The 10,714-nt window shown below is 73.8% G+C and carries 9 protein-coding genes; 6 read left to right on the top strand and 3 right to left on the bottom strand.

The window, feature by feature from the left end; genetic code table 11:
* Positions 1-323 precede the first annotated feature (323 nt).
* Positions 324-779, bottom strand: a complete 456-nt coding sequence (locus tag J5Y04_RS07395; protein WP_209411014.1) for a hypothetical protein — start codon at positions 777-779, stop codon at positions 324-326.
* A gap of 285 nt (positions 780-1,064) precedes the next feature.
* Here J5Y04_RS07395 and J5Y04_RS07390 point away from each other — a divergent pair, with 285 nt between their 5' ends.
* The 6 genes from J5Y04_RS07390 (at position 1,065) to J5Y04_RS07365 (ending at position 8,481) form a co-directional block, all read left to right on the top strand.
* A complete protein-coding gene (locus J5Y04_RS07390; RefSeq protein ID WP_209411013.1) occupies positions 1,065-1,844 on the top strand; it encodes a sigma 54 modulation/S30EA ribosomal C-terminal domain-containing protein in 780 nt (259 codons plus the stop codon).
* A 97-nt stretch (positions 1,845-1,941) separates the two neighbouring features.
* Complete coding sequence (locus J5Y04_RS07385; protein WP_209411012.1) at positions 1,942-2,364, top strand: hypothetical protein; 423 nt, start codon at positions 1,942-1,944, stop codon at positions 2,362-2,364.
* A gap of 700 nt (positions 2,365-3,064) precedes the next feature.
* A complete protein-coding gene (locus J5Y04_RS07380) occupies positions 3,065-5,329 on the top strand; it encodes an RICIN domain-containing protein (protein ID WP_245204383.1) in 2,265 nt (754 codons plus the stop codon).
* Positions 5,330-5,440: 111 nt separating this feature from the next.
* The gene (locus J5Y04_RS07375) at positions 5,441-6,142 is read left to right on the top strand and encodes a hypothetical protein (RefSeq protein WP_209411011.1); all 702 of its coding nucleotides are present in this window, start codon (positions 5,441-5,443) and stop codon (positions 6,140-6,142) included.
* A gap of 144 nt (positions 6,143-6,286) precedes the next feature.
* Positions 6,287-7,303: a UDP-glucose 4-epimerase GalE gene (galE, locus tag J5Y04_RS07370; protein WP_209411010.1), complete on the top strand. Its 1,017-nt coding sequence runs from the start codon at positions 6,287-6,289 to the stop codon at positions 7,301-7,303.
* A 179-nt stretch (positions 7,304-7,482) separates the two neighbouring features.
* Positions 7,483-8,481, top strand: coding sequence for an endonuclease/exonuclease/phosphatase family protein (locus J5Y04_RS07365; RefSeq protein ID WP_307852977.1), 999 nt, complete (start codon positions 7,483-7,485; stop codon positions 8,479-8,481).
* Between the two features lie 54 nt (positions 8,482-8,535).
* On the opposite strand, the gene J5Y04_RS07360 is transcribed toward J5Y04_RS07365, so the two are convergent.
* Both J5Y04_RS07360 and J5Y04_RS07355 read right to left on the bottom strand, forming a co-directional pair.
* Entirely contained in the window at positions 8,536-9,804 is a 1,269-nt protein-coding gene (locus J5Y04_RS07360) for a sugar ABC transporter permease (RefSeq protein WP_209411103.1), read from the bottom strand.
* Positions 9,805-9,875: 71 nt separating this feature from the next.
* Complete coding sequence (locus J5Y04_RS07355; protein ID WP_374105957.1) at positions 9,876-10,700, bottom strand: ATP-binding cassette domain-containing protein; 825 nt, start codon at positions 10,698-10,700, stop codon at positions 9,876-9,878.
* Positions 10,701-10,714: the final 14 nt, after the last annotated feature.

Below are 10,714 nucleotides of genomic sequence, written 5' to 3'. Positions count from 1 at the left end.
CGCCGGAGCCGCCGCCGCGACAGGCGGCATCCGGGGCCCCGGCCAGCGCGGACCCCGCGCGCGCCACAGACAGAGGGCGCACGTCATAGAAAACGCGCCGGTCCCGTGAGCGTTGCGCCGTACGCGGGGGGATCACCCCATCGGTGGATCGTGCCGCCCCGGCCCGGGCGCGGCGCGCGCGGTGGGCGCGGTGACCGACGGTGATGTGGTAGCGGCACGCACCGGTGACACCCCGTCGGCAGATCCGGCGGCTCCACCGTCAGGCCCGGCGGCTTCACCGGCAGAGTCGGCGACCTCACCGGCAGATCGAGCGGGCTCCACCGTCAGGCCCGGTGGCCGCGCCGGACCGCGGCATTCACCCGGCCGGTCAGCCGGTCGGCCGCCGCGGCGAACCCCTCGGCGGCCGCCACGGGTTGCCCGAACCACTTCTCCCAGCCGTCCACCACCTCACCCGCCACCTCGACCTCGGTCCCCGCCCGCCAGGGCGGCCCCCAGCTCAGGTCGAACCCGCAGCGGCGCGGGAAGCCGAGTGAGCAGACCACGAGCAGGTCCGGCGTCTCGACGAAGCCGGTGACGGTGGCGGCGACGATCCACTCGTTCCGGTGATACTCCAGGCCGGCCCCGGTCCGGCCCGCCCGGACGCCGAGTCCGGTGGCAATCCGGCGGATCCGGCCGGCGGCGAGGGCGAGTGCGGCCTCGACGGCGGGGGCCTCGGCCTCGGTGAGGGCCGGGAAGACCCAGCGTGGGTCGCCCTGGTCCAGGGGGATCGTCTCGGTCACGGACGGGAGTCTGGCCCGGAACGGCGCACGTCCGCAACCGGCCGTCGGGTGCTGTGACCGGTACGGCGGAGCGGCGCGGACGGCGGCGCGCCCGCCCCCGGACGCCGCCGCACCCCGGTTCAGGTTCTGACCTGGACGGACGGGCCGGGCGGGGCCGGTCGCCGTTGCCCCACAGGCAGGGTCTTTAGGCCCTCGGCCGGAGGGCCTCCGACGGTCCAGCATGGTCCGGAACCGTCCGGCACGTGCCGGAGACCCCGGCATGGTCCGGCCCCGAGGAGGACCCTGATGACCCGTCTGCGCCACCGGCCCGCCCCTGAGGTACGGGTGGAGATACGCGGCGAGCTGCCCCGCGAGGACGCCGAGTACGCGCGGGTGCGGGCGCTGGAACTGTTCGCGGCGCTCGGCCCGGGAGTGCACGGGGCCAGGGTCCGGCTCACCCGGATGCGCGACCGGGCGGTGGCCCGGCCGGTCGTGACGCAGGCCGCTGTCGTGCTGGACGGCGACGGTCCGGTCCGGGTCCAACTGTCCGCCAGGACCGTCCGCGAGGCGGTGGACCTCGCGCTCGGCACGCTCGCCGCCCGGGCCGCCCGGCTGCGCGAGCAGGGGGACATCGGGCTGGCCGCGGTGTACGAGAGCGCCTACCGGCCGCAGTTCACCCCGCGCCCGCTGGCCGAACGGCAGATCGTCCGGCGCAAGTCGGTCGTCCTCGCCCGCCGCACCCCCGACGAGGCGGCCCGCGAGCTGCTCGCCCTGGACCACGGCTTCCACCTCTTCGTGGACGCGCTCACCGGACAGGACAGCCTGGTCCACCGCCGGCCGATGAGCGGTGGCCTGCGGCTGATCCGTGCCCACTCGACCGCGCGGCTCGGCGGATCCGCCCTCCCGCTGTCCGAGAGCCTGCACCCCGCGCCCCGCCTCGACGTGGCCGAGGCCGCCCGGCGGCTCTGGCTCACCTGCTGGCCGTTCGTCTTCCACACCGATCCGGACGACGGCCGCGGCCGGGTGCTCTACCGCCGTTACGACGGCCATTACGGCCTGATTGCGCCGGTGACGGAGGCCTCCTGACGGGCAGAACCCCTTCGGCGCCCCACGGCGCCGGGGACCAGCACGCGCGTGACCCACCGACGGGCACACCCCTCAAGCGGAAGGCGGGACCAGGACCATGGACTGCGAAGAAGTCATGCTGACCGTCCGGATCACCGCGGCCGAGCGGGCCCTGCTGCGCGAACTGGCGCGCGGCCACGGCAGCGACGTCTCGGAGGTGGCGGCGGACGGGCTGCTCGACGTCATTCCGGCCCTGCACGACGACACCGCGGCGCTGCGGCTGCTGCGCGTCCTCGCCCGTCCCACGCCCTGCGCCGTCATGCTCTGGCTGCCAGCGCCCGTCGCCGACCTGCTCCCGCTGCTCGGCGACCGGATCGCCCTCGCGGGCGGGCTGCGGACCTGCCCCGCCAGCGCCGCGCTCGCCGCCGCGCTGCGGCTCTGGCTGGCCGGCGACCCGGCCCGGTTGGCCGCCTCCCTCGCGACCATGCACGCCCCGGTCGCCCGTCGGATCGCCGCCCCCGTGCTGAGCGTGGCGGCCTGACCGGACGTCGGTCCGATCGGGTGGCAGCCTGGTCGGACGGCGGCCTGACCGCGTCGTCGTGCCGCCCCGCGTCGTCTGCCGACCGCGCCGTCGTGGTTGCCCGGGGTGACGTTCGGTCGGCGGTGACGTTCGGTCGGAGGTGACGTCCGGTCGGAGGTGAGACGGTGCGGCTGTGCCCGGTGGGTCGCAGTGGCATGTCCGGGGCGGAAAATCAGCTGGTCAGAGCTATGGCCACGGCCACCCGGCGGGTCTAGCATTCCGGTCACGGCAGCCGGAACCCGGACCCCCGGGCAGCCCGGCCGGGTGGCCGCCACCACCCCCTGCCGGGGAGCGCGTACCCCCCGAGCGCGCTCCCCGGCACCGCCGCGCGCCCGCTCGCATGGCCGCCCGTAAGCCCGCTCGCCCATAAGCCCGTTCGCGCGCCCATGCCCGCGCCCCGCCGCTCGCCGTTGTGCGACCCGCTGCGCACCCCGCCACCCCCCCACGCCAACCGCGCGGATCCCGTCGTGGACCCGTCGCGGACCCGCCGTCGCACCACGTCGGGCAACCCGTCGTGGTGCGACGCCGATGCGCCCGATCGAATTTCGAAAGAGGTTTCTGTTATCTCCTCCCGTCCTCCCCGGTCTCCAGGGTGTCGGAAGGTCCGGACGCCACGTCACACGGCGAACGGACCGTCACACCGAGGACAGGAGAGAGTGCGATGGGACACCGGAGCACGGAGGCCCGCCGCAGGCGGCGCAAGAAGTCAGGGCGCCGGACGGCGCTGCTGGCGGCGGCGGTAGTGGCCGGACTGGTGGCGGGCGCACTGGGCATCCAGACCGCGCTGGAGCCGGCCGCCGTCCGGGCCGGCAACACTGCGGCAGCTGGCGGATCGGCCGACCGGGCGGAGGCGGGCACGGCCGGAGTCGTCAGCGAGGACGGCGGACCGGGCGAGACCGGCACCGCCGAGGGTGCCACGCAGGCACCCGCCCCGAAGCGGGACCAGAAGGCCCCGCCGCTGCACGAGATACCCAAGGACCAGCCGGAGCGCGGTCTGGTCTACGCAGGTCTGACGCTGCCGACGGGCGACCGCTGCGCCGGCTCGCTGGAGGTCACCACGGGCCAGCTGTGCAGCCACGGTCCGGACGCGCCGCCCAAGGACATCGACATCCACAAGGACGTCCCGCCGGTCGCCGCGGCCGCCGCCCCGGTGGCGGCGCTGACGCCGCCCGCCGACGCCCAGCCGCCCGCCGCGGCCGACCTGCTGAAGGGCGGCGCCCCGGTTCTGGACGCAGGCCAGAAGGCCCTCCTCGGCGAGGCCGCGACCCCGGCGGCCGGAGCCTCCGCAGCACCCCAGCAGACTCCCGCCGCCGGCGGGTCCGCGCTGGTCTGCGAGGGTGACGGCAGCACCGGCAACCGGATCCAGGTGGTGTACGTCCACTCCCCGGGCAACGACCGCTTCGCCCAGTACCTGCCGTCGTTCAAGAAGTGGGCGGCGGACGTCGACGTCATCTACAACGCCAGCGCCCAGGAGACCGGCGGCGTCCGGCACGTGCGCTTCGTCACCGAATCCGACTGCACCGCATCGGTGTTGAACGTGCAGATCTCGGACTCCGAGATCCAGGACTTCAATGCGAGCAACCGCGCGCTCGCCGCGCAGGGGTTCAACCGCAAGGACCGCAAGTACATGATGTTCACCGACGCCAAGGTGTACTGCGGCATCGGCACCTTCGCGGGCGACGAGCGGCCCGGCCAGGACAACCTGAGCAACTTCGGCCCCTCGTACGGGCGGACCGACTCCGGCTGCTGGGGCGGCTCCACGGCGGCGCACGAACTCGGCCACAACCTGGGTGCGGTGAGCAACAGCGCACCCAATTCGAGCAAGGCCGGCCACTGCGTCGACGAGTGGGACCTCATGTGCTACTCGGACGCCCCGTACTACCCGGCGATGAAGACGGTCTGCCCGGACAACGCCAGTGACAACCGGCTCGACTGCCACCACGACGACTACTACAACACCAACCCCGCGGCCGGCAGTTACCTGGCCACGCACTGGAACGTCGCCAACAACCGCTTCCTGATCGCCGGCGGCGGCACCGGTCCGAACCCGACCCCCACGCCCACCCCGACGGCCACGCCGACCCGGACCCCGTCCCCGACCTCGACGCCGTCCCCCACCACCCCGACCCCGACGGCCACCGGGAGCACCACCCCGAGCCCGACCAGGACCCCGTCGCCGACCGGAACCACCACGCCGGGCCCGACCCCCACCCCGACCGCGACGCCCACCGGCGGTAACACCGCCCCGGCCATGACGGTCAGCCAGATCACCCAGAACTCGGCCGTGCTGAGCTGGACCGCGGTCCCGTCCGCCGCCGGCTACGACGTGCTGCTGAACGGGCAGTCCGTGGGCACCGTCCGCGCCACCGTGGTCGGCCTGGTCCGGCTCGCCCCCGGCACCTCGTACACCGTGGCCGTCGCCGTGCGTGACGCCGCCGGCACGGTCTCGCAGCCCGGCCGCGCGGCCACCTTCAGCACCCTCGCCGACGGCGGCCGGCCGCAGCCCGGCACCCGGTACACCATGGTGAACGGCCTCACCGGGCAGGCCGCCGACCTCTGGGGCAGCTCGCTCAACGACGGCACCGTCGCCATCGCCTACCAGCGCACCGGCTACGCCAACCAGAAGTGGACCTTCGAGGACGCCGGATCCGGCGCGGTGCGGATCAAGTCCGCCCGTTCGGACAAGTGCCTGCAGCTCGGCGGCGGCCCGGTGGCCGGCCAGTACCTCGCCCAGCAGCCCTGCTCCGGCGCGTCCTCCCAGAAGTGGGTGCTCACCCCGTCGGGTGGCGGGTTCACCCTGAGCGCCGAGGGCTCGACCCTGGTCCTCGGTGTCAGCAACCGCTGGTACTACGGCGGTTGGCTGCTGGAGCTGCAGAAGCCCAACGGCCAGGCCTACCAGTCCTGGACGCTGCAGAAGACCAGCTGACCGGGGGCCGGCTCCGGCCGGCCCGCCCCCACCACCCACCCGGGTGCGGCCGTCGCCACGTCACACCGGCGACGGCCGCATCCGGCCATCCCCCCACGAGGAACCCCCGACATGCGCATCAGACCGCTCGCCGTCGCCCTCGCCCTCGCCGGGGCGGCCGTCCTCGGACCCGCCGCCCTCCCGGCCGCCGCCCACGGGGACAACGTCCTGCTCGACGTCACCGGCCAGGAGGGCGGCCACGTCACCACCGTCGCCACCTTCGAGAACGACCACGAACCGGTCGTCGAGGAGTTCGCCGGGACGCTCGCCGCCACCTCCGCGGACGGCCGCTCGGCCGGACCGTGGCGGCTGGTCGCCGTCCCCGGGCACCCCGGTTCCTACACCACCCGGGAGATCCTGCCCGCCGGTCACTGGCGGATCACCGTCGACTGCGCGTTCCCCTCCCTCGGGCACGGCGAGCGCGAAATGGACGTCGAGGCGGCGGCCATCGTCGACCCGGTGCTGCCGACCCCGCCGACGACCACCTCCGGGCCGGCCACGCCCGGGCCGAGCACCACGACCGCGCCCACGACCACGATCGCGCCCACGGCCGGGCCGACCGTGACCGCCTCGGCGACGCCGACGGTCACCGCCGCGCCCACGCCCTCCGCCCAGAGCGCCGGAAAGCCCGTCACCTCGGTGCAGACCCCGCAGGACGAGAAGAGCACCGGTACCTCCGCAGCGGCCACCTGGGCGGCCATCGGCACCGCCGCCGCGGCCGTCGTCGTGGTCGCCACCGGCTTCTGGCTGCGCCGCCGCTCCCGCCGGCTCTGATCCGCGACCCCGCGGGACCGGTCGGAAGCCGACCGTGCGCGAGCGATCGGGCGGCCGACGGAACCGGCCGCCCCGGCCCGGTCGTCCCCGCTGTCAACGGGCCGCCGAACGGAGGCGCCCGACCAGGCAAGGGAGCAACCGCGTATGAAGAAGGTCCTGATCACCGGTGGCGCGGGTTACATCGGCAGCACCGTGGCGTCCGCGCTGCTCGACCAGGGCATCACGCCCGTCATCCTCGACGACCTGTCCAAGGGCCGGGCGGAGTTCGTCGAGGGCCGGGTATTCTACCAGGGCGACACCGCCGACGGTGCGCTGCTGGACCGGATCTTCGCGGAACACCCCGACATCGACGCCGCCCTCCACTGCGCCGCCCGGATCGTCGTGCCGGAGTCGGTCGCCAAGCCGCTCTTCTACTACCGCGAGAACGTCGCCAAGACCGTCGAACTGCTGGACTCCCTCCAGCGCAACGGCTGCACCCGGGTCGTCTTCAGCAGCTCCGCGTCCATCTACGCCCCCACCCCGGACGCCCGCGTGGACGAGACCTGCGCGGTCGACGCCAACAGCCCGTACGCGCGCACCAAGCAGATGATGGAGCACGTCCTCCAGGACTGGACCCGCGGCGACGGCGCCGAGGGGATCCGCGTCATCGCACTGCGGTACTTCAACCCGGTCGGCGCCGACCCGAAGCTGCGCACCGGCCTCCAGGACCTCAACCCCACCCACGCGCTGGGCAAGCTGATCGAGGCCCACACCAACGGCACGCCGTTCACCGTCACCGGCGTCGACTGGGCGACCCGCGACGGCTCCGGCATCCGCGACTACATCCACGTGCAGGACCTCGCGGACGCCCACGTCGCCGCCCTCACCCGCTTCGACGAGGTGGTCAAGCCCGCCGCCGACGACCGCTACCGGGTCATCAACGTCGGCACCGGCGAGGGCACGACCGTCCGCGAGCTGGTCACCGCCTTCGAGGACGCCGTCGGCGCCAAGCTCGACGTCCGCGAGGCCGACCCGCGCCCCGGCGACGTCATCGGCTGCTACGCCGCCGTCGACACCGCCCGCGAGCTGCTCGGTTGGACGGCGCAGCGCACCATCGCCGAGGGCGTCACCGACGCCCTCGCCTGGCGCGCCAAGTGGGCCGCCCGCCTCGCCTCCGCCTGACCCGGCAGCCCGGTAGGGCCCCGGACCTGGCTACGGCGTCCCCGTCTGCCCGTCTGCCCGTCTGCCCGTGTGCCCGTGTGCCCGGTGCCCGCCTGCCCGGCGGGCGCCGGCTCCCGCCGCGGGAACCGGACCTCGCCCGTCGGCGTCTTCCCGGCGGAGTCGAGTGACGGGAGTGGCGGGTGGGGAAGCAGGCGGCGGGGGACGGGGCCGGGCCGGGCTGGTGGGGCTGGGCCAGGCGGGTCCTCGTCGGGCTCTGCGCGGTCGGGCTGACGGTGCCGGCCGCGCTGGCCGTGGTCCGGCTCGGCGGCTGGGACGACGGCACCTCGCTGGCCATGCCGATGGTGCTGCTGCCCTACGTCGCGGCGGGCACCCTGGTGGCGCTGGCCGTGCTGCTCGCGGTGCGCTCGTGGTGGGCGGCCGGGGTGGCCGGAGCGCTCGCCGTACTCCAACTCTGCTGGCTGTTGCCGAGGTTCGTGCCGGACAGCGGCTCTGTTGCGGCCGACGCGCCGCGGCTGAGGGTGGCCACCAGCAACACCTTCAAGGGCCAGGTCGACGCCGCCGCGCTGGTGAGGCTGGTACGGGAGCAGCGGGTGGACGTGCTCGCGGTGGAGGAGTTCTGGGGCACAGCGCCCGCCGCGCTCGACCGGGCCGGGATCGCCGAGCTGCTGCCCTACCGGCAGGTCCGGCCGGGCAGGGACAGCGCGCTCTACTCCCGGCTGCCGCTCGCGCCGCTGGACGCCTCGGCGCCGGAGGCGGCCCGTGCCCAGGTGGCCGCCGACGTCGCGGTCGGCGGGCGGACGGTGCGGCTGACGGCCGTGCACACCTACTACCCGCTGGGCGATGCCGGGCGCTGGTCCCGGGACTTCGCCGGCCTGCGGGCGGCGGCCACCGGCGCCACTCGCAACGCCGTCTTCCTGGGCGACTTCAACGCGACCCTCGACCACGCCCCGATGCGCGAGCTGCTCGCCACCGGCCTCACCGACACCCACGCCGAACTGGGCCACGGGGTCTCGCCCACCTGGCCGGAGGACAACGCCGGCTTCCCGTACCTGCCGCCGGTGATCCAGATCGACCACGTGCTGCACGGTGACGCGCTGACGGCGGTGTCCGTCGCCGAGCACCGGCTGCCGGGGACGGACCACCGCGCCGTGGTCGCCGAACTCGCGGTGACCGGCTGAGTCGACCGGCTGAGGTGACCGGCCGGGACCCTGAGGCCGGGGGCACACCGCCGCTCAGGCGCGGCCGGCCGCCTTCTGGGTGCGGCGGGCCAGCGAGTCGATGACCACCGCGGCCAGCAGCACCAAGCCGGTGACCATGAACTGGATGGCGTTGCTGAGGCCTTGGATGTTCATCCCGGACTGGATCGAGCCGATCACCAGCGCGCCGAGCAGGGCCGACCAGGTCGAGCCGCGTCCGCCGAACAGGCTGGTGCCGCCGATGACGGCCGCGGCGATGGCGTTCATCAGCAGGTTGCCGCCGCCGGAGGTCTGGCTGGCCGACTGGATCTGCGCGGCCAGGAAGAGGCCGCCGACCGCGGCCATGGTGGAGCAGATCGTGAACACGCTGATCCGGATCCCGGACACGTTGATGCCGGCGCGCCGGGCGCCCTCGATGTTGCCGCCGAGCGCGAAGACCTGCCGGCCGTAGGCGGTGCGGCGCAGCACGAAGTCCAGCACCACGATGAAGATCAGGAAGATCAGGAGCGCCAGCGGGAGCCCCTTGTACTGGTTGAGCGTGTAGGCGGCGAGAAAGGCGATGATCGCCAGCACCACGGTCCGCAGCGCGATGTCCGACACGGGACGGGACGGCACGCCCGCGGCCTGGCGGCGGCGCGCGTCGAACAACGAGGCCCCCAGGAAGAGCAGGACGCCGATCGCCGCCGTGCCGTAGGCGGCGATCTGCTGCCCGTAGATCGTGCTGTAGAGCTTGGAGACGAAGTCGTTGCCGGGCAGGTTGACCGTGCCGTTGGTGCCGAGGATCTGCAGCATCAGGCCGTTCCAGCCGAGGTTACCGGCGAGGGTGACCACGAAGGCGGGGACGCCGACCTTGGCGAAGAAGACGCCCTGGATGCAGCCGACCACCGCACCGCCGACGAGGGCGGTGAGCAGCGCGAGGTACTGGTTGACGCCGTCGGTGACGCTCAGGACGGCGTAGATCGCCGCGCACAGTCCGCTGACCGAGCCGACCGAGAGGTCGATCTCGCCGAGCAGCAGGACGAAGACCACGCCGATCGCGATCATGCCGGTGCCGACGATCTGCTGGGACAGGTTGGAGAGGTTCTGGGCGGAGAGGAAGCTGCTGTTGAGACTGCCGAACACGGCCCAGATCACGATCAGGGCCAGCACCACCGGCAGTGAGCCGAGTTCGCCGCTGCCGAGCCGGCGGCGGAACTCGCCGAGGTACCCCTTGACGCCCTCCTGGCGGACGATCAGTCGGGGATCGATGGCCGGGGTGGCCGCGGGCGCCACCGGGACGGGCGCGTTGACGCCGCCCTTGGGCATGCTGTCCTCGGGCAGCGGGACGTGGTGGCGCTCGGGCTCGCCGCCCCCAGTGCCCCCGGGGAAGTTCTCGCTCACTGGGAATCCTCCTGGCCACGGGCCTTCCGGCGGGTCACGGCGTTGTCCGTGGCTCCGGTGATGGCCGAGATGATCTCTTCCTGGTTGGTGTAGCGCTTGTCGAAGACACCGTTGTTGCGGCCGAGGCGCAGCACCGCGACCGTGTCCGCGACGGCCATCACGTCGGCCATGTTGTGGCTGATGAGGATCACGCCGTGGTCCTGTTCGCGCAGCCGCTCGACCAGGTCGAGGACCTGGGCGGTCTGCTCGACGCCGAGTGCGGCGGTGGGTTCGTCCAGCATCACGATCTTCGGCGAGCCGATCAGCGCGCGCGCGATCGCGACCACCTGGCGCTGACCGCCGGAGAGCGAGGCGACGGGGATCCGCACGCTGGGGATGCGGATGGACAGGGTGTCCAGCAGCGTGCGGGAGCGCTTCTCCATCGCGACCTCGTCGAGGATGGTGAAGCGCCGGATCTCGCGGCCGAGGAAGAGGTTCCCGACCACGTCGAGGTTGTCGCAGAGCGCGAGGTCCTGGTAGACGGTGGCGATGCCCAACTGCTGGGCGTCCTGCGGGCGGTGGATGGTGACCGGCTTGCCGTGCCACTCGATGACGCCGTCGTCGGGCTGGTGCACCCCGGCGATCGCCTTGACAAGGGTGGACTTGCCGGCGCCGTTGTCGCCGACCAGGGCCACCACCTCGCCCGCGTGCACCTCCAGTTCGATGTCGGTGAGCGCCTGGACGGCGCCGAACCGTTTGGAGACCCCGCGCAGGGCCAGTACGGTCTCACCTGCCACAGTGACCAACTCCCTTGCCCCGTCTCCGGCTCGGAGACGGGGCATGCTCGTGTCGGGGT

The sequence above is a fragment of the Kitasatospora sp. RG8 genome (assembly GCF_017813315.1).
Taxonomy (GTDB): Bacteria; Actinomycetota; Actinomycetes; order Streptomycetales; family Streptomycetaceae; genus Kitasatospora.
This window is presented reverse-complemented; position numbering and strand designations above follow the sequence as displayed.